We start from the raw sequence: 17,848 nt of genomic DNA on the forward strand, positions 1-17,848 counted from the left end.
ATCTAGGCTGACCACGAGCGCGTATTCAGCGGACTCAGTGAAGACATCGCCAAGACAGGGAGAGATCAAGTGACGGTCCGAGTAGGCATCAACGGCTTCGGTCGAATCGGACGCAACTTCTACCGGGCCCTGTTGGCCCAGCAGGAGCAGGGCACCGCCGACATCGAGGTGGTGGCGGTCAACGACATCACCGACAACCACACACTTGCGCATCTGCTCAAATTCGACTCGATCCTGGGCCGGCTGCCCTTCGACGTCAGCCTGGAAGGCCAGGACACCATCGTGGTGGGCCCGCACAAGATCAAGGCGCTCGAGGTCAGGGAGGGCCCGGCAGCGTTGCCGTGGGGCGACCTGGGCGTCGACGTGGTCGTGGAGTCCACCGGGCTGTTCACCAACGCGGCCAAGGCCAAGGGCCACCTGGACGCCGGCGCCAAGAAGGTGATCATCTCGGCGCCCGCCACCGACGAGGACATCACCATCGTCCTGGGCGTCAACGACGACAAGTACGACGGCAGCCAGAACATCATCTCCAACGCGTCGTGCACCACGAACTGCCTGGCGCCGGTGACCAAGGTGCTGCAGGACGAGTTCGGCATCGTCAAGGGCCTGATGACCACCATCCACGCCTACACCCAGGACCAGAACCTGCAGGACGGGCCGCACAAGGACCTGCGCCGCGCGCGGGCGGCGGCGCTGAACATCGTGCCCACCTCGACCGGCGCGGCCAAGGCCATCGGCCTGGTGATGCCCGAGCTGAAGGGCAAGCTGGACGGGTACGCGCTGCGGGTGCCGATTCCCACCGGCTCGGTGACCGACCTGACCGTCGAGCTGGCCAAGCCCGCCGGCGCCGACGAGATCAACGCGGTATTCAAGGCCGCCGCCGAGGGTCGGCTGAAGGGCATCCTGAAGTACTACGACGCCCCGATCGTGTCCAGCGACATCGTCACCGATCCGCACAGCTCGATCTTCGACTCCGGCCTGACCAAGGTGATCGACAACCAGGCCAAGGTCGTGTCGTGGTACGACAACGAATGGGGCTACTCCAACCGCCTCATCGACCTCGTCGCGCTGGTCGGCAAGTCACTGTAAGTTCAAGCAGTCGTGACGATTCCCACTCTGAAAGACCTGCTGGCCCAAGGGGTTTCGGGCCGGGGCGTGCTGGTGCGCTCCGACCTGAACGTCCCGCTCGACGACGAAGGCGCGATCACCGACCCGGGCCGGATCACCGCGTCGGTGCCGACGTTGCGGGCGCTGGTCGACGCCGGCGCCAAGGTGGTGGTCACCGCGCACCTCGGCCGGCCGAAGAACGGACCCGACCCGAAGTTGTCGCTGGCGCCGGTCGCCGCGGCGCTCGGCGAGCACCTCGGCCGGCACGTGCAGCTGGCCGGCTCCGATCGTTCCCGAGTCGTGGGCGGCGATGCCCTGGCCCGTGCCGAGGGGCTGACGGACGGCGACGTCCTGCTGCTGGAGAACATCCGCTTCGATCCGCGCGAAACCAGCAAGGACGACGGCGAGCGGCTCGCCCTGGCCCGTGAACTCGCCGAATTGGTCTCGCCCGGAGGGGCTTTCGTCTCCGATGGGTTCGGGGTGGTGCACCGCAAGCAGGCCTCGGTGTACGACGTGGCCACGCTGCTGCCGCACTACGCCGGCACGCTGGTGGCCGACGAGATCCGCGTGCTCGAGCAGCTGACCAGCTCCACCGAGCGCCCCTACGCGGTGGTGCTCGGCGGGTCGAAGGTCTCCGACAAGCTCGGCGTCATCGAATCGCTGGCGACCAAGGCCGACAGCATCGTGATCGGTGGCGGCATGTGCTTCACCTTCCTTGCGGCGCAAGGGTTTCCGGTGGGCAAGTCGCTGCTGGAAGAAGAGATGGTCGACACCTGTCGCCGGCTGCTGGACACCTATGTCGACGTGCTGCGGCTTCCGGTGGACATCGTGGTGGCCGAGAAGTTCGCCGCCGACTCGCCGCCGCAGACGGTCGCGGCCGACGCCATCCCGGACGCCCTGATCGGGCTGGACATCGGCCCGGGATCGGTCAAACGCTTTGCGGCCCTGCTGTCCAACGCCGAGACCATCTTCTGGAACGGCCCGATGGGCGTGTTCGAGTTCCCGGAGTTCGCCGCGGGCACCAGGGGCGTCGCCGAGGCCATCGCGGCGGCGACCGGCAAGGGCGCGTTCAGTGTGGTGGGCGGCGGCGACTCCGCGGCCGCGGTGCGCGCCCTGGGCATCCCGGAGGGCGACTTCTCGCACATTTCCACCGGCGGCGGCGCGTCGCTGGAATACCTCGAGGGCAAGACGCTGCCGGGCATCGAGGTGCTCGGGGAGCCGCAACCAGGTGGAGGAGACGCGTGAGCCGTAAGCCGCTGATCGCCGGCAACTGGAAGATGAACCTCAATCACTTCGAGGCGATCGCGCTGGTCCAGAAGATCGCGTTCGCGCTGCCGGACAAGTACTACGACAAGGTCGACGTCACGGTCTTGCCGCCGTTCACCGACCTGCGCAGCGTGCAGACCCTGGTCGACGGCGACAAGCTGCGGCTGACCTACGGCGGCCAGGACCTGTCGCCGCACGACTCGGGCGCCTACACCGGTGACACCAGCGGCACGTTCCTGGCCAAGCTGGGGTGCAGCTTCGTCGTGGTCGGGCACTCCGAGCGGCGCACCTACCACCACGAGGACGACGCCCTGGTCGCCGCCAAGGCCGCCGCGGCCCTCAAGCACGAGCTGACCCCGATCGTGTGCATCGGCGAGCACCTCGAGGTTCGCGAGGCCGGCAATCACGTCGAGCACAACGTGGAGCAGCTGCGCGGGTCGCTGGCCGGCCTGTCCGCCGAGCAGATCGGCACCGTCGTCGTCGCCTACGAGCCGGTCTGGGCCATCGGCACCGGACGCGTCGCCAGCGCCGCCGACGCGCAGGAGGTGTGCGCCGCGATCCGCGCGGAGCTCGCCTCGCTGGCGTCGCCGCAGGTCGCCGACGCCGTGCGGGTGCTCTACGGCGGCTCGGTCAACGCCAAGAACATCGGCGAACTCATCGCCCGCGACGACATCGACGGGGCACTGGTCGGTGGGGCGTCCCTGGACGGTGAGCAGTTCGCGACGCTGGCGGCGATCGCGGCCGGCGGGCCACTTCCCTAGGGCCTCCCGTGGGGTGATGTCCCGGCACCCGGGCGCCAACCGGTAGGCTTTTGCGTCATGGAGTTGGCCCTGCAGATCACCCTGGTGGTCACCAGCGTGCTGGTGGTGTTGCTGGTGCTGCTGCACCGCGCCAAGGGTGGCGGCCTGTCGACGCTGTTCGGCGGCGGTGTGCAGTCCAGCCTGTCCGGCTCGACGGTGGTGGAGAAGAACCTGGACCGGTTGACGCTGTTCATCACCGGCATCTGGCTGGTGTCCATCATCGGGATCGCCCTGCTGATCAAGTACCGGTGACCTGTCGGCGGGCGGACCACGTGATCCGCACCGATACTGGGACGCATGGTTGACGTTTCCGACATCGCGCTGGAGCCGATCGGCGCCGTGCAACGGACGCTGGTCGGTCGCGAGGCCACCGAGCCCATGCGCGCCGACATCCGGCTGCTGGGCGCCATCCTCGGCGACACCGTGCGCGAACAGAACGGCGACGAGGTTTTCGACCTCGTGGAACGCGCCCGGGTGGAGTCGTTTCGGGTGCGCCGCTCGGAGATCGACCGGGCCGAACTGGCGCGGATGTTCGACGGCATCGACATTCACCGAGCGATTCCGGTCATCCGCGCGTTCAGCCATTTCGCGCTGCTGGCCAACGTGGCCGAGGACATCCACCGGGAGCGCCGCCGTGCCATCCACGTCGCCGCCGGCGAGCCGCCGCAGGCCAGCAGCCTAGCCGCCACCTACGCGAAACTCGATGGCGCCGAACTCGATTCGGCCACGGTGGCCGAAGCGCTGCGGGGGGCCCTGATCTCCCCGGTGATCACCGCCCACCCCACCGAAACCAGGCGGCGCACCGTCTTCGTCACCCAGCACCGGATCACCCAGCTGATGCGGTTGCACGCGGAGGGGCACACCGAAACCGACGACGGGCGCAACATCGAGCGCGAGTTGCGCCGCCAGGTCCTCACCCTGTGGCAGACCGCGCTGATCCGGTTGTCCCGGCTGCAGATCACCGACGAGATCGAGGTGGGGCTGCGCTACTACGCCGCCGCGTTCTTCCAGGTCATGCCGCAGGTCAACGCCGAGGTCCGGGAAGCGTTGCGGACGCGGTGGCCCGACACCGATCTGCTCGCCGCGCCGATCCTGCGGCCCGGTTCCTGGATCGGCGGCGACCGCGACGGCAATCCGAACGTGACGGGCGATGTCGTGCGCCAGGCCACCGGCAGCGCCGCGTTCACCGCGCTGTCGCATTACCTGGAAGAACTCACCGCCCTCGAGCAGGACCTGTCGATGTCGGCCCGCCTCGTGCCGGTCACGCCCGGGCTGGCCGAACTGGCCGAGGGCTGCGGCGAGCAGGCCCGCGCCGACGAGCCCTATCGCCGGGCGGTGCGGGTGATCCGCGCCCGGCTCACGGCGACGGGCGCCCAGATCCTGGACCGCCGGCCCCAGCACGAGCTGGACCTCGGGCTGGCACCGTATTCCGCCCCGGCCGAATTGGAATCCGACCTCGACACGATCGACGAGTCCCTGCGCGCGCACGGCAGCGCGCTGCTGGCCGACGACCGCCTGGCCCTGCTGCGAGAAGGCGTGAGCGTCTTCGGGTTTCACCTCAGCGGTCTGGACATGCGGCAGAACTCCGACGTCCACGAAGAGGTGGTGGGGGAGCTGTTGGCGTGGGCCGGGGTGCACCCCGACTACGGCTCGCTGCCCGAGGACGACCGGGTCGCGCTGCTGGCGGGCGAACTGGGCACCCGGCGTCCACTCGTCGGCGACCGCGGGCAACTTTCGGAGCTGGCCCGCAAGGAGCTCGAGGTCGTCAGCGCCGCGGCGCACGCCGTCGGCCGCTACGGCCCGGCCGCCGTCCCGAACTACGTCATCTCCATGTGCCGCTCGGTGTCCGACGTCCTGGAGGTGGCGATCCTGCTCAAGGAGTGCGGGCTGCTGGATGCTTCCGGGCCCGAACCCTACTGTCCGGTCGCCATCTCGCCGCTGTTCGAGACGATCGACGATCTGCACCACGGCGCGGCGATCCTGGACGCGATGCTCGAGCTGCCCGTGTACCGGACGGTCGTCGACGCGCAGGGCGGGCGTCAGGAGGTGATGCTCGGCTACTCCGACTCGAACAAGGACGGCGGCTACCTGGCCTCCAGCTGGGCGGTCTATCGCGCCGAGCTGGCCCTGGTGGAGGTGGCGCGCAAGAACGGAATTCGGTTGCGGCTCTTCCACGGTCGCGGCGGCACCGTCGGGCGCGGCGGTGGACCGAGCTATCAGGCCATCCTGGCGCAACCGCCGGGCGCGGTGAACGGCTCGCTGCGCCTCACCGAGCAGGGCGAGGTGATCGCCGCCAAGTACGCCGAACCGCAGGCCGCCCGGCGCAACCTGGAAAGCTTGGTGGCGGCCACGCTGGAGTCGACGCTGCTCGACGTCGAGGGCCTGGGCGACGCGGCGGAGCCGGCCTACGCCGTGCTCGACGAGGTGGCCACCCTGGCGCAGCGCGCCTACGCCGAATTGGTGCACGACACACCGGGTTTCGTCGACTACTTCATGGCCTCCACGCCGGTCAGCGAGATCGGTTCGCTGAACATCGGCAGCCGCCCGACCTCACGCAAACCCACGTCGTCGATCTCGGACCTGCGCGCCATCCCCTGGGTGCTGGCGTGGAGCCAGTCGCGGGTCATGCTGCCGGGCTGGTACGGCACCGGGTCGGCGTTCGAGCAGTGGATCGCGGCGGGACCCGAAAGCGAAGACGAGCGGGTGGAGACCCTGCACGAGCTCTACCAGCGGTGGCCGTTCTTCCGCAGCGTGCTGTCCAACATGGCGCAGGTGCTGGCCAAGAGCGACCTCGGCCTGGCGGCCCGCTACGCCGGGCTGGTCGCGGACGAGGAGCTGCGGGACCGGGTGTTCGACAAGATCGTCGACGAGCACCGGCGAACCATCGCGATGCACAAGCTCATCACCGGTCACGACGACCTGCTCGCCGACAACCCCGCGCTGGCGCGCTCGGTGTTCAACCGGTTCCCCTACCTGGAGCCGCTGAACCATTTGCAGGTGGAGTTGCTGCGCCGCTACCGCTCCGGCGACGACGACGAACTGGTGCAGCGCGGCATCCTGCTGACCATGAACGGATTGGCGAGCGCGTTACGTAACAGCGGCTGACGGGCATTCGTAAGCCATGGCGGACAACGCGACCCCTGTCACCGCGGTCCGGGTGGCCCAGAACGGCGTCTTCGAGCGGCTCGCCCGCGTCGGGTTCGTCGTGAACGGCGTACTGCACCTGATCGTCGGCTATCTGGCCATCCGGGTCGCGTGCGGCGACGGCGGCACCGCGGACCAAACCGGCGCACTGGCGGCGCTGGCGGCCAAGCCGGGCGGCACGCTCGCGCTGTGGATCGCCACCGCCGCCCTACTGGCGATGGGCCTGTGGCGGCTCGTCGAAACCGCGCTCGGGCGATCATGCGACCGTGACTCGGAGGGCCCGTCGTCGGACGCCGCTTCGCGGGCGAAGGCGTTCGGATTGGCGGCGGTCTACCTGGCGTTCGCGTACTCCGCGTTCGGATTCGCCCGGGGCGCGGGGAGGCTTGCGGATCAACAGAATTCGGGCATCAGCGCGCGCCTGATGGGGTCGACGGGCGGCACCATCGCGCTCATCGGGGGCGGACTGATCATCGTCGCGGTCGGTTGCTACCACATCCACAAGGGCGCCAGCCGCAACTTCGTCGACGACCTGCAGGGCAAGTCGGGTGACCTGGTGCGACGGCTCGGCGTGGCCGGGTACATCGGCAAAGGGGTGGTGATCACCCTGACGGGCGCGCTGGTGATCGTCGCCGCGTGTCGCTCAGAACCGAAGAAGGCCTCCGGCCTCGACGGTGCGCTGAAGACGCTCGGGGCTCAGCACTACGGGGCCGCGCTGTTGATCGCCGCCGGAGTGGGGATCATCACCTACGGGCTGTACAGCTTCGTGATGGCCCGGTCGACGAAGATGTAGCCCGCACGTCTCAGCGGTTCCGCAGCCTGTCCAGCGCACCGCGCACGGCGTTCTCGGTCATCGACAGCGGCGTCATCATCGTCTCGCCCATTTTCATCATGCCGTCGATCCGCCCGACGATCGCCTCCACCGGCTCGACCAGGACGATCAGTCGCCTCGCCAGGTCGTCCAGCCGCGACAGGGTGCCGTCCAGATGGTCCAGGCCGCTTTCCATGCGCTCGACCGTGGCGTTCAAGTTGGAAAGGGAGGTGTTGAGCTCGTTCATGGTCCTGCTCAGGCCGTCGAGGACGTCTTCGACCTGCTCCACCGTCTTGTCGGCATTCAGCGCGGCCTGGGTGAGAGTCTTGAGCCGGTTCCGCTCTTGCCCGCCACGCACGGTTCTGTCTGCCATGACCGTCATTATCACCCGGAACAATCCGGGCGGGGGCTAGCTTCGCTGACCCGGCCGGGAAGGGAGGTTGGCCGCGGCCTCCTCGTCCAGCAGCCACAGCGTGGTTTCCTGCCCGATCGCCCCGGCGGCGGGCACCGAGACCGGCGGGGCGCCGCCGATCGCCGCGGCCACCGCGTCGGCCTTCGAGGCGCCGGACACCATCAGCCAGACCTCGCGCGAGTGTTGAACGGCGGGCAGGGTCAAGGTGATTCGTTGGGGAGGCGGCTTGGGGGAGTCCTCGACGGGCACGACCATGCGGCTGGTTTCCAGCACGGCGGGGGTGTCCGGGAACAGGGAGTTGATGTGGCCCTCCGGGCCCATGCCCAACAGGTGCACGTCGAAATGCGGAACCCGTTGGCCGGGGGAAGCGTTGGCCGCCAGCAGCTGTTCGTAGGCCAGCGCCGCGGCCGCGAGGTCCGTTCCGAATTCGCCGTCGCTGGCCGGCATCGTGTGCACATGGCTGGACGGGATGTCGATCCGGTCCAGTAACGCGGCGCGCGCCTGCTTGTCGTTGCGTTCGTCGTCGTCCTCGGGGACGTAGCGCTCGTCACCCCAGAACAGGTGCACCTTGGGCCAGGCGATCTCGCGGCCCACCAGGGACTCGAGCAACCCGACGCCGTTGCCGCCGCCGGTCAGCACGACGAGCGCTCGGTCCCGCGCCGCCACGGCCTCGCGGATGGTGTCGGCCAGTCGGTTGGCCGCGGCCTCGACCAGCGCCTGACTCTCGGGGAAAACTTCGATGATGGTGCTCACACGTACTGCACTTTCTCAATACCTTCTAGCGCCGTCTGGTAAATCTCGTCGGGGTCAAGCCGCCGCAGGTCCTCGGCGAGGCACTCGCCGGTTTCCCTGCGCGCCAAGGGGAGCAAGGCCTCGGGCTTGGCGGTGCGGCTCAGTGTCGCCGTCCTGCCCTCTTGGGGCCGGCTCAACACGATGGTCTCGCTCTCGCGCACCAGTTCCACCTTGAGCTCGCCGACCGCCCGGCGCACCGGGCCGTCGATGCGGCTGGCCAGCCAGCCCGCGAGGATGTCAAGCGCCGGTTCGGTTTTCAGGCCGGACACCAGGGCCGATTGGATGGGCTCGTGCGGCGCAAGGTCGACCGCAGAGGTGAGCAGCGCCCGCCAGTAGGTGATGCGCGCCCACGCCAGGTCGGTGTCGCCGGCGGTGTATCCGGACCGTCGGCTCTTGATCGCCGACAGCGGGTCGGTTCCGTTGGTGGCGTCGGTGATGCGTCGGATCGCCAACTTGCCCAACGGGTCTTGGGCCGGAACAGCCGGGGCGACGTCGGGCCACCACGCCACCACGGGGATGTCGGGAAGCAGGAACGGGGTCACGACGCTGGCGGCGTGCCCGGCGAGCGGCCCGGACAGGTTCAGGATCACCACCTCGGTCGCTCCGGTGTCTCCACCGGCGCGCAGCTGCGCGTCCAGGCGCGGCTCGTCGGCATACGGGTCCCCCCGCATCGTGACGATGATTCGGCTGGGGTGCTCGTGGCTGGCGTTGTTGGCCGCCTCCAGCGACTTCTCGAGGATGGCGTCGCTGTCCGGCGCGATGATCAGCGTCAGCACCCGGCCCATCGTCACGGCGCCGACCTTCTCGCGGAGTTCGTCGAGCTTCTTGTTGACCGCGGTGGTGGTGGTGTCCGGCATGTCGATAATCACGGGCGCCGCCATTCGCGACCGGTCCGGCGCAGCATCTCGAACGCGGACTCCGGGCCCCAGGTGCCGGCCTCATACGGCTCGGGCTTGCCGTCGGCCGCCCAGTTGTCGAGGACGGGATCCAATATCTGCCAAGCCAATTCGACCTCTTCGTTGACCGGAAACAGCGACGGTTCGCCCAGCAGCACGTCGAGGATCAGCTGTTCGTAGGCCTCCGGCGACTCTTCGGCGAACGCCGAGCCGTAGGAGAAGTCCATGTTGACGTCGCGGACCTCCATCGCGGTGCCGGGCACCTTGGAACCGAATCGCAGCGTGATGCCCTCGTCGGGCTGCACCCGGATGACCATGGCGTTGGTACCCAGCTCGTCGGTCATGGTGGCGTCGAACGGCAGATGCGGGGCGCGCTTGAACACCAGCGCGATCTCGGTCACCCTGCGGCCCAGGCGTTTCCCCGTGCGCAGGTAGAACGGCACGCCGGCCCAGCGGCGGGTGTCGACCTCCAGCGTGATCGCGGCGAACGTCTCGGTGGTGGAGTCCTTGGCGAACCCTTCCTCGTCGAGCAGCCCCACCACCTTCTCGCCGCCCTGCCAGCCGCCGGCGTATTGGCCGCGGCTGGTGGTCTCGTCGAGCGGCTGGGCCAGCTGCGTCGCCGAGAGCACCTTGATCTTCTCGGTCTGCAAGGCCGCCGGGTTGAAGCTGACCGGCTCTTCCATCGCGGTCAGCGCGAGCAGCTGCATCAGGTGGTTCTGGATGACGTCGCGCGCGGCGCCGATGCCGTCGTAATAGCCGGCGCGCCCGCCCAATCCGATGTCCTCGGCCATGGTGATCTGCACGTGGTCGACGTAGTGCGCGTTCCAGATCGGGTCGAACAACTGATTGGCGAACCGCAACGCCAGGATGTTGCGGACCGTCTCCTTGCCCAGGTAGTGGTCGATGCGGAACACCGCCTCCTCGGGGAAGACCGCGTTGACCGCATGATTGAGGGCCTGCGCGCTTTCCAGGTCGTGCCCGAACGGCTTCTCGATCACCACCCGGCTCCACCGATCGCCCTGCGGGCGGGCCAGCCCGGACCTGTGCAGCTGATCGCACACCACCGGGAAGGACTTCGGCGGGATGGCCAGGTAGAAGGCGTGGTTGCCGCCGGTGCCGCGCTCGGCGTCCAGCTTGTCCAGGGTTTCGGCCAGCCGGCCGAACGACTCGTCGTCGTCGAAAGACCCCGGCACGAAACGGAATCCCTCGGCCAGCCGCTCCCAGTTCTCCTCCCGGAACGGCGTGCGGCAGTGATCCTTGACGGCCTGGTAGACCACCTTGCGGAAGTCCTGGGTTTCCCAGTCCCGGCGGGCGAAACCCACCAGCGAGAAGCTCGGCGGCAGCAGCCCGCGGTTGGCCAGGTCGTAGATGGCCGGCATCACCTTCTTGCGCGCGAGGTCGCCGGTGACGCCGAAGATCACCATGCCGCAGGGGCCGGCGATCCTCGGCAGCCGCTTGTCGCGCTTGTCCCGTAGCGGGTTATGCCATTGTGCAGCGGTTCGAGCCGGACTCATTTCGAGGCGGAACCCAGCTGCTTCTGCGTCTCCTCCAGCAGCTCGGTCCACGACTCCACGAATTTCTCCACGCCCTCGTCCTCCAGCACCACGAACACGTCGGGCAGGTCGATCCCGACGCCGGCCAGCTTGTCGAACACCTCCTGGGCGGCGGACGCGGTGCCGGTGACGGTGTCACCCTTGATCTCGCCGTGGTCGGCGACGGCGTCAATCGTCTTCTCGGGCATGGTGTTCACCGTGTTGGGGGCGACCAGCTCGGTGACATAGAGGGTGTCGGAGTAGTCGGGGTTCTTGACCCCGGTCGACGCCCACAGCGGTCGCTGCACCCGGGCCCCGGCGCCCTTGAGCGCCTCGTAGCGGTCGCCACCCTCGAACACCTCCTGGTAGGCGGCGTAGGCGAGGCGGGCGTTGGCGACGCCGGCCTGGCCCCGCAACGCGAGCGCCTCCTCGGACCCGATCTTCTCCAGTCGCTTGTCCACCTCGGTGTCCACCCGGGACACGAAAAACGATGCGACGGAATGGATCTTCGACAGGTCGTGACCCGCCTCGCGGGCCTTCTCCAGGCCGGCCAGGTAGGCGTCCATCACCTGACGGTGCCGCTCCACCGAGAAGATCAGCGTGACGTTGACCGAAATCCCTTCCGCCAGAACGGCGGTGATGGCCGGGATGCCGGCCTTGGTGGCCGGGATCTTGATGAACAGGTTCGGCCGGTCGACGATCTTCCACAGCTCGACGGCCTGCGCGGTGGTCTTGTCGGTCTCGGCTGCCAGGCGGGGGTCCACCTCGATGGAGACCCGCCCGTCGACGCCGTCGGAGGCTTCCCACTGCGGCCGCAGCACGTCACACGCGTTGCGGACGTCGTCGGTGGTGACGGTGCGGATCGTGGCGTCGACGTCGGCGCCACGCTCGGCGAGTTCGGCGATCTGGTCGTTGTAGGTATCGCTGTCGGCGAGCGCCTTCTGGAAGATCGACGGGTTGGTGGTCACGCCGACAACGCTTTTCGTGTCGATCAGCTCCTGCAGGTTGCCCGACTGCAGCCGCTGGCGCGACAAGTCGTCCAGCCAAACCGATACCCCCGCGGCGGACAGCGCCGCGAGGTTAGGGTTCTGAGTCATGTGAATCACCCTTTCTCAGTTGTCCACGACCTGTTCCGCGGCGGCCGCGACGGCTTCTGCGGTGAAACCGAACTCACGGAACAACGTTTTGTAGTCGGCGGATTCGCCGTAGTGCTCGATCGACACGATCCTGCCGGTGTCGCCGACGAGCTTGTGCCAGGACTGCGCGACGCCGGCCTCGACGGCCACCCGGGCCGACACCGGCGGCGGCAGCACGCTGTCGCGGTAGTCCTCGGGCTGCGACTCGAACCATTCCACGCACGGCATGGACACCACCCGCGCGACAATGTCCTTGTCGGCCAACAACTTCTGGGCCTCGACCGCGAGCTGAACCTCCGAGCCGGTGGCGATCAGCACGACGTCGGGGTCCTCGACGCCTTCGTCGCCCAGGATGTAGCCGCCCCGGGCCACCCCGTCGGCGTCGGTGCCGTCCAGCACCGGCACACCCTGGCGCGTCAGGATCAGCCCGACCGGGCCGCTGCCGTTGCCGCGGGCCAGAATCGTGCGCCAGGCGTAGGCGGTCTCGTTGGCGTCGGCCGGGCGCACCACCGACAGCTTCGGGATGGCGCGCAGCGCCGCGAGGTGCTCGATCGGCTGGTGGGTCGGCCCGTCCTCGCCGAGGCCGATCGAATCGTGCGTCCACACGTAGATCGTGTCGATGTCCATCAGCGCGGCCAGTCGCACCGCCGGGCGCATGTAGTCGGAGAACTGCAGGAAGGTGCCGCCGTAGGCCCGGGTCGGGCCGTGCAGCACGATGCCGGACAGGATCGCCCCCATCGCGTGCTCGCGCACACCGAAATGCAGCGTGCGGCCATACCAGTGGGCGGTGTAGTCCTTCGTCGAAATCGACGGTGGCCCAAACGAATCCACGCCCTTCATGGTGGTGTTGTTGCTGCCCGCCAAGTCGGCCGAGCCGCCCCACAACTCCGGCAGTTTCGGGCCCAGCGCGGAGAGCACCTCACCGGACGCGGCGCGGGTGGCCAGCGCCTTGGATCCCGGCTCCCAGTACGGGATGTCGGCGTCCCAGCCGTCGGGCAATTCCTCGGCGGTCAACCGGTCCAGCAGCGCCTTGCGGTCGGGTGCGCGCTGCACCCACGCGTCGAAATCGGCCTGCCACTTCTCGTGCGCTTCCTTGCCCCGGTCCACCAGCTTGCGGGTGTGGGCGATGACCTCGTCGCGCACCTCGAACGTCTTGCCGGGGTCGAAGCCCAGGATCTCCTTGACGGCCGCGACTTCCTCGTCGCCCAGCGCGGCGCCGTGCGCCTTGCCGGTGTTCATCAACTTGGGCGCCGGAAAGCCGATGATGGTGCGCAACTCGATGAACGACGGCCGGTCGGTGACGGCCTTGGCGTTAGCGATGGCCTCCTCGATGCCGACCACGTTCTCGCCGCCTTCGACCCGCTGGACGTGCCAGCCGTAGGCCTCGTAGCGCGCGGCGGTGTCCTCACACAGCGCGATGTTGGTGTCGTCCTCGATCGAGATCTGGTTGTGGTCGTAGAAGACGATCAGGTTGCCCAGCTGCTGCACGGCCGCCAGCGAGGAGGCCTCCGAGGTGACGCCCTCCTCGATGTCGCCGTCGGAGGCGATCACGTAGATGAAGTGATCGAACGGGCTGGTGCCCGGAGCGGCGTCGGGATCGAACAGGCCGCGCTCGTAACGCGCCGCCATCGCCATGCCCACCGCCGAGGCCAGGCCCTGGCCGAGCGGACCGGTGGTGATCTCAACGCCCTTGGTGTGCCGGAACTCCGGGTGCCCGGGGGTCTTGGATCCCCACGTGCGCAGCGACTCGATGTCGGACAGCTCGAGACCGAACCCGCCCAGGTAGAGCTGGATGTACAGCGTCAGGCTGCTGTGCCCGCACGACAACACGAACCGGTCGCGGCCCAGCCAGAACGTGTCGCTGGGATCGTGGCGCATCGCGCGCTGGAACAGCGTGTAGGCCAAGGGAGCCAGACTCATCGCCGTTCCGGGATGTCCGTTGCCGACCTTCTGGACCGCGTCGGCGGCCAGCACCCGGACGGTGTCGACGGCGGCGGAGTCGAGCTCGGACCAGTCGTCGGGGAGGTGCGGTTGGGTCAGCGTAGAGATCTCTTCGAGTGTGGTCACAGACTCAGTCCTCAGGGTCATCGAGCTGATCAATCCCACCCTAGTGCGGGATGGCCGGCTCTTGCAGTGCAGGTTTCGGGTACCCGCCGCCGGCTGCTGTGAAAATTACGCGGTGGCCGCCGACCCGTAACATTCAGTTCGGAAATCTGGGAGAAATCTGGGCGAATGGACCCTGCGGGGGGGCCATGACCGCCCCGCGGTCTACCATCGTGCGTAGTAGATGCTGCGCGTCGCTGCGACCCCAAGGAGTTATTGCGTGAGCGTTCGCGGGCGCGTCGCCCCGAGCCAACTACCGAGCCGAGTCCACGGCACGGTGCTGGCGTATCTGGCGCTCACCAAGCCCCGGGTCATCGAACTGTTGCTGGTGACCGCGATACCCGCCATGCTGCTCGCCCATCGCGGGTCGGTGAATCCGCTGCTGATTCTCAACACGCTGGTCGGCGGGATGCTGGCCGCCGGGGGAGCCAACACGCTCAACTGCGTGGCCGACGCCGACATCGACAAGGTGATGAAGCGCACGGCACGCCGGCCGCTGGCCCGCGCGGCGGTGCCGACACGCAACGCCTTGGCGCTGGGCCTGGTGCTCACGGTGGGCTCGTTCTTCTGGCTGTGGTGGACGACCAACCTGCTGTCGGGTCTGCTGGCGCTCGCCACCATCGCGTTCTACGTGTTCGTCTACACGCTGCTGCTCAAGCGCCGCACGTCGCAGAACGTCGTGTGGGGCGGCGCGGCCGGCTGCATGCCGGTGATGATCGGCTGGTCGGCCGTCACCGGCACCATCGGGTGGCCGGCGCTGGTGATGTTCGCGGTCATCTTCTTCTGGACGCCGCCGCACACCTGGGCGCTGGCGATGCGCTACAAGGACGACTACAAAGCGGCCGGCGTCCCGATGCTGCCCGCCGTGGCCACCGAACGTGAGGTCACCAAGCAGATCGTGATCTACACCTGGCTGACGGTGGCGGCGACGCTGGCGCTGGCGCTGGCCACCGGCTGGCTGTACGCGGCGGTCGCCCTGGTCGCCGGGGTGTGGTTCCTGGCGATGGCCCATCAGCTCTACGCCGGGGTGCGCGCCGGCGAGCCGGTCAAGCCGCTGCGGTTGTTCCTGCAGTCGAACAACTATCTCGCCGTGGTGTTCTGCGCGTTGGCCGTCGACTCGGTGATCGCGCTCCCACACCTGCTCTGACGCCCGGGCGGCCGACGTGGTCGCGGCTCAGGGCAGCAGCACGATCGAGCCGGCCGTCTTGCGGCCCTGCAGGTCCTGATGGGCGCGCGCGGCTTCGGCGAGCGGGTAGCGGCCGCCGACTTCGACGGTGATGGCCCCGCCCGCGATCGCGTCGAACAATTCCTCTGCCCGCCAGAAGAATTCCTGGCCGGTGCGGATGAAGTGAGCCAGCGACGGCCGGGTCAGGAACACCGAGCCGGCGGCGTTGAGGCGCTGCGGATCGAACGGCGGAACCGGTCCGCTGGCCGCGCCGAACAGCGCCAGCGTGCCGCGCACGGCCAGGCTGGCCAGGCTGGCGTCGAAGGTGGTGGCACCGACGCCGTCGTACACGGCCTCGACGCCGGCACCGTCGGTGAGCCCGCGGATCTGCCGGCCGAATTCCTCCGCGTCGTCCGGGTAGGAGAGCACCTCGTCGGCGCCGGCCCGCCTGGACAGCCGGGCCTTCTCCGGCGTGGAGACCGTGGTGATGACCCGCGCGCCGAGCAGGTGGGCCCACTGCGTCAGGATCAGCCCCACCCCGCCGGCTCCGGCGTGCACCAGGACCGTGTCACCGGCCTGCACCGGATACACCGACTTCAGCAGGTAGTGCGCGGTGAGGCCCTTCAGCAGCACCGACGCGGCCACGTCGGAGCTCACGCCGTCCGGCACGTGTGCCGTCAAAAACGCTGGGGCAGCGGCGTATTCGGCGTAACCGCCGGACGCCGCCGCGCTGACCACCCGGTCGCCGACGGTGAAACCGTCGACGTCGTCACCGGTCGCGGCGACGGTGCCGCACAGCTCCGAGCCGAGGATGAACGGCAGCTCGCGCGGGTACTGCCCCGAGCGGAAGTAGGTGTCGATGTAGTTGACGCCGATCGCCTCGGCCTTGATCAGCACCTCGCCGGGACCGGGCGCCGGTTTTGGCGCGTCGACGTAGCGCAGCACCTCGGGGCCGCCGGTTTCGCTGACTTCGATTGCGTGCATGTGCTTATCATGCCCGGGCATGAAACTCGCCCGCCCGGACATCTTCCATCCCCGCATCGTGCTGGCGGGGCCCGGCGACGATGCGGCCGGCGATCCCGACGACGCCGGGCTGGTCCCGGCGCTGCGCGCCCGCGGACTGCACGCCCGCTGGCGGTCCCGGGACGATCCCGAGACCCTGCGCGCCGACCTGGTGATCCTGCGCGCCACCGCCGACGGCCCGAACGGGCGCGACGGGTTCCTCACCTGGATCCGGCGGGTGCGTCACCTGCTCAATCCGCCCGACGCGGTCGCCTGGAACCTCGATGAGCGGTATCTGCGCGACCTCGAGAACGACGGGGTGCCGACGCGGCCGGGCGGGACGGCGGGCGCGGCGCTGATCTTCCTGGGCGGCAAGCAGTCACACGCCTGGCCGACCGACCCGGAGTTCGAATCGTGGGACCTGGGTTACGCGGCGCTCGCGGCCGCCGCCGACCGCGCCGGCATCACCGCGCGCGAATTGCTGTATGCGCGCGCCGACGTCAGCGGGGACCGGCTGGTGGGGCTTGACCTCGTCGCGCCCTCGCTGGGCTGGGCCCACCTCGACGTCGCCACCCGTCAGCGCGCGCAGCGCGAGTTCGCGCTGGCCGTGGAGTCAGCCTGCGAGCGGCTCGGCCTCGGCCCGCTCTCGCATCGAGGCCCATAGCGCGGCCGTGGCCGCGGTGCAGGCCGCGGCTCCGGCCACGTGCAGGGCGACCAGCGCGGCGGGGACCCCGGTGAAGTACTGGGCGGTGCCGACGGCGGCCTGCGCGCACACCAGGGCGAGCAGCACGATCAGCCGCCGCAGGATGGGCCGGCCGGCGCGCACCGCCAGCAGCCCGAAGCCGAGGCCGACCAGCAGGGCGAGGTAGGCGACGAGCAGCGAGGAGTGCGCGTGCACCAGGGTGTCCACCGCGACCTGGAGCCGAGGCACCGTGCGGGTGGGACTGCGGTCACCCGCGTGCGGGCCGGCGGCGGTCACCAGCGTGCCGGTGACCAGCACCGCGGCCAGATCCAGGCCGATCAGCGCCGTCAGGGCGCGCAGCGGCCTGGCGACGCGCCGGTGCGAAACCCCGTCGTCGGGCTCGCCGATCTTGAGGTAGAGCAGCACGGACAGCCACACCATCGTCATCGAGGTGAGCAGGTGGATGGCCACCGTCCACCACAGCAGCCCGGTGCGCACGGTGATGCCGCCGATGACCGCCTGCACCACCGTGGACACCGGCATGAGCCACGCGTAGATCAGCACTTCCCTGCGGCGCCGCGCACGGGTCACGGCCAGCACGGCCAGCGCCGCGGCCACGACCACCGCGAAGGTGATCATCCGGTTACCGAACTCGACGGCCTGGTGGATGCGCGGGACCTCGGCGTGCGCGACCGGCGTAAAGCTGCCCGGAAAGCACTGCGGCCAGGTGGGACAACCCAGGCCGGACGCGGTGACGCGCACTATCGCCCCGGTGACCGCGATGCCGCCCTGGGTCAGGATGACCGCCGCGGCGATGATCCGCTGGACGCGCACGCTCGGATTGGGGAGCAGGTCCACCAACCGCATCAGCGTTCGTCCCACGGGCATGGCCCGATGGTAGGCCAACGAAAACTACGTCCTGTAGTAAGCCCTGGCGTCGTCGAGATTGCCGTGACGGCTGCTCTGGCGGCGCCGACCACGACCATGGCGGCAATCTCGCCGC

The 17,848-nt window shown here is 69.1% G+C and carries 16 protein-coding genes; 8 read left to right on the top strand and 8 right to left on the bottom strand.

The features are described from left to right. The first annotated feature begins 69 nt into the window (after positions 1-69). From gap to G6N37_RS04435, 6 genes are read left to right on the top strand one after another with little or no spacing between them, the layout of a single operon-like run. Entirely contained in the window at positions 70-1,089 is a 1,020-nt protein-coding gene (gene gap / locus G6N37_RS04410) for a type I glyceraldehyde-3-phosphate dehydrogenase (RefSeq protein WP_163676448.1), read from the top strand. A gap of 12 nt (positions 1,090-1,101) precedes the next feature. Next, positions 1,102-2,352 carry a phosphoglycerate kinase gene (locus tag G6N37_RS04415; protein ID WP_163676451.1) on the top strand — a complete coding sequence of 417 codons (1,251 nt, stop codon included), beginning with the start codon at positions 1,102-1,104 and terminating at the stop codon, positions 2,350-2,352. Beyond that, positions 2,349-3,134, top strand: a complete 786-nt coding sequence (tpiA, locus tag G6N37_RS04420; protein WP_163676454.1) for a triose-phosphate isomerase — start codon at positions 2,349-2,351, stop codon at positions 3,132-3,134. Before G6N37_RS04415 ends, tpiA begins: the two co-directional genes overlap by 4 nt. Positions 3,135-3,191: 57 nt before the next feature. Beyond that, positions 3,192-3,425 carry a preprotein translocase subunit SecG gene (secG, locus tag G6N37_RS04425; protein WP_163676457.1) on the top strand — a complete coding sequence of 78 codons (234 nt, stop codon included), beginning with the start codon at positions 3,192-3,194 and terminating at the stop codon, positions 3,423-3,425. A gap of 45 nt (positions 3,426-3,470) precedes the next feature. Next, positions 3,471-6,278 carry a phosphoenolpyruvate carboxylase gene (gene ppc / locus G6N37_RS04430; protein WP_163676460.1) on the top strand — a complete coding sequence of 936 codons (2,808 nt, stop codon included), beginning with the start codon at positions 3,471-3,473 and terminating at the stop codon, positions 6,276-6,278. A 16-nt stretch (positions 6,279-6,294) separates the two neighbouring features. Continuing rightward, complete coding sequence (locus G6N37_RS04435; protein ID WP_163676463.1) at positions 6,295-7,107, top strand: DUF1206 domain-containing protein; 813 nt, start codon at positions 6,295-6,297, stop codon at positions 7,105-7,107. Between the two features lie 10 nt (positions 7,108-7,117). On the opposite strand, the gene G6N37_RS04440 is transcribed toward G6N37_RS04435, so the two are convergent. The 6 genes from G6N37_RS04440 to tkt are packed head-to-tail and all read right to left on the bottom strand — an operon-like array spanning position 7,118 to position 13,960. After that, entirely contained in the window at positions 7,118-7,507 is a 390-nt protein-coding gene (locus tag G6N37_RS04440; protein ID WP_163676467.1) for an ATPase, read from the bottom strand. Between the two features lie 27 nt (positions 7,508-7,534). Then, positions 7,535-8,290, bottom strand: coding sequence for a 6-phosphogluconolactonase (pgl, locus tag G6N37_RS04445; RefSeq protein ID WP_163676470.1), 756 nt, complete (start codon positions 8,288-8,290; stop codon positions 7,535-7,537). Beyond that, positions 8,287-9,198 carry a glucose-6-phosphate dehydrogenase assembly protein OpcA gene (gene opcA, locus G6N37_RS04450; protein ID WP_163676473.1) on the bottom strand — a complete coding sequence of 304 codons (912 nt, stop codon included), beginning with the start codon at positions 9,196-9,198 and terminating at the stop codon, positions 8,287-8,289. Before opcA ends, pgl begins: the two co-directional genes overlap by 4 nt. Further along, positions 9,195-10,739, bottom strand: coding sequence for a glucose-6-phosphate dehydrogenase (gene zwf, locus G6N37_RS04455; RefSeq protein WP_083173789.1), 1,545 nt, complete (start codon positions 10,737-10,739; stop codon positions 9,195-9,197). The genes opcA and zwf overlap by 4 nt, the downstream gene beginning before the upstream one ends. Further along, the gene (gene tal, locus G6N37_RS04460; protein ID WP_163676476.1) at positions 10,736-11,854 is read right to left on the bottom strand and encodes a transaldolase; all 1,119 of its coding nucleotides are present in this window, start codon (positions 11,852-11,854) and stop codon (positions 10,736-10,738) included. The genes zwf and tal overlap by 4 nt, the downstream gene beginning before the upstream one ends. A gap of 15 nt (positions 11,855-11,869) precedes the next feature. After that, positions 11,870-13,960 carry a transketolase gene (tkt, locus tag G6N37_RS04465; RefSeq protein WP_163676479.1) on the bottom strand — a complete coding sequence of 697 codons (2,091 nt, stop codon included), beginning with the start codon at positions 13,958-13,960 and terminating at the stop codon, positions 11,870-11,872. 256 nt (positions 13,961-14,216) lie between these two features. On the opposite strand from tkt, the gene G6N37_RS04470 reads away from it, so the two are divergent. Beyond that, positions 14,217-15,143, top strand: a complete 927-nt coding sequence (locus G6N37_RS04470) for a heme o synthase (RefSeq protein ID WP_163676482.1) — start codon at positions 14,217-14,219, stop codon at positions 15,141-15,143. Between the two features lie 27 nt (positions 15,144-15,170). Here the strand turns inward: G6N37_RS04470 and G6N37_RS04475 are convergent, their stop codons facing one another. Next, positions 15,171-16,145 (bottom strand): quinone oxidoreductase family protein, encoded by a 975-nt coding sequence (locus G6N37_RS04475; protein ID WP_163676485.1) that lies wholly within the window; start codon positions 16,143-16,145, stop codon positions 15,171-15,173. 19 nt (positions 16,146-16,164) lie between these two features. Here G6N37_RS04475 and G6N37_RS04480 point away from each other — a divergent pair, with 19 nt between their 5' ends. Continuing rightward, entirely contained in the window at positions 16,165-16,827 is a 663-nt protein-coding gene (locus G6N37_RS04480; RefSeq protein WP_163676488.1) for a hypothetical protein, read from the top strand. On the opposite strand, the gene G6N37_RS04485 is transcribed toward G6N37_RS04480, so the two are convergent. Beyond that, the gene (locus G6N37_RS04485; RefSeq protein WP_174813909.1) at positions 16,777-17,712 is read right to left on the bottom strand and encodes a COX15/CtaA family protein; all 936 of its coding nucleotides are present in this window, start codon (positions 17,710-17,712) and stop codon (positions 16,777-16,779) included. The genes G6N37_RS04480 and G6N37_RS04485 overlap by 51 nt on opposite strands. Positions 17,713-17,848: the final 136 nt, after the last annotated feature.

The sequence above is a fragment of the Mycobacterium seoulense genome (genome assembly GCF_010731595.1).
Lineage (GTDB): Bacteria > Actinomycetota > Actinomycetes > Mycobacteriales > Mycobacteriaceae > Mycobacterium > Mycobacterium seoulense.

Coding starts and splice junctions, on each gene's coding strand:
- G6N37_RS04480 (WP_163676488.1), top strand. CDS start 16,165: ATGAAACTCGCCCGCCCGGACATCTTCCATCCCCGCATCGTGCTGGCG.
- ppc (WP_163676460.1), top strand. CDS start 3,471: ATGGTTGACGTTTCCGACATCGCGCTGGAGCCGATCGGCGCCGTGCAA.
- tal (WP_163676476.1), bottom strand. CDS start 11,854: ATGACTCAGAACCCTAACCTCGCGGCGCTGTCCGCCGCGGGGGTATCG.
- zwf (WP_083173789.1), bottom strand. CDS start 10,739: ATGAGTCCGGCTCGAACCGCTGCACAATGGCATAACCCGCTACGGGAC.
- G6N37_RS04485 (WP_174813909.1), bottom strand. CDS start 17,712: ATGCGGTTGGTGGACCTGCTCCCCAATCCGAGCGTGCGCGTCCAGCGG.
- G6N37_RS04475 (WP_163676485.1), bottom strand. CDS start 16,145: ATGCACGCAATCGAAGTCAGCGAAACCGGCGGCCCCGAGGTGCTGCGC.
- G6N37_RS04435 (WP_163676463.1), top strand. CDS start 6,295: ATGGCGGACAACGCGACCCCTGTCACCGCGGTCCGGGTGGCCCAGAAC.
- G6N37_RS04440 (WP_163676467.1), bottom strand. CDS start 7,507: ATGACGGTCATGGCAGACAGAACCGTGCGTGGCGGGCAAGAGCGGAAC.
- secG (WP_163676457.1), top strand. CDS start 3,192: ATGGAGTTGGCCCTGCAGATCACCCTGGTGGTCACCAGCGTGCTGGTG.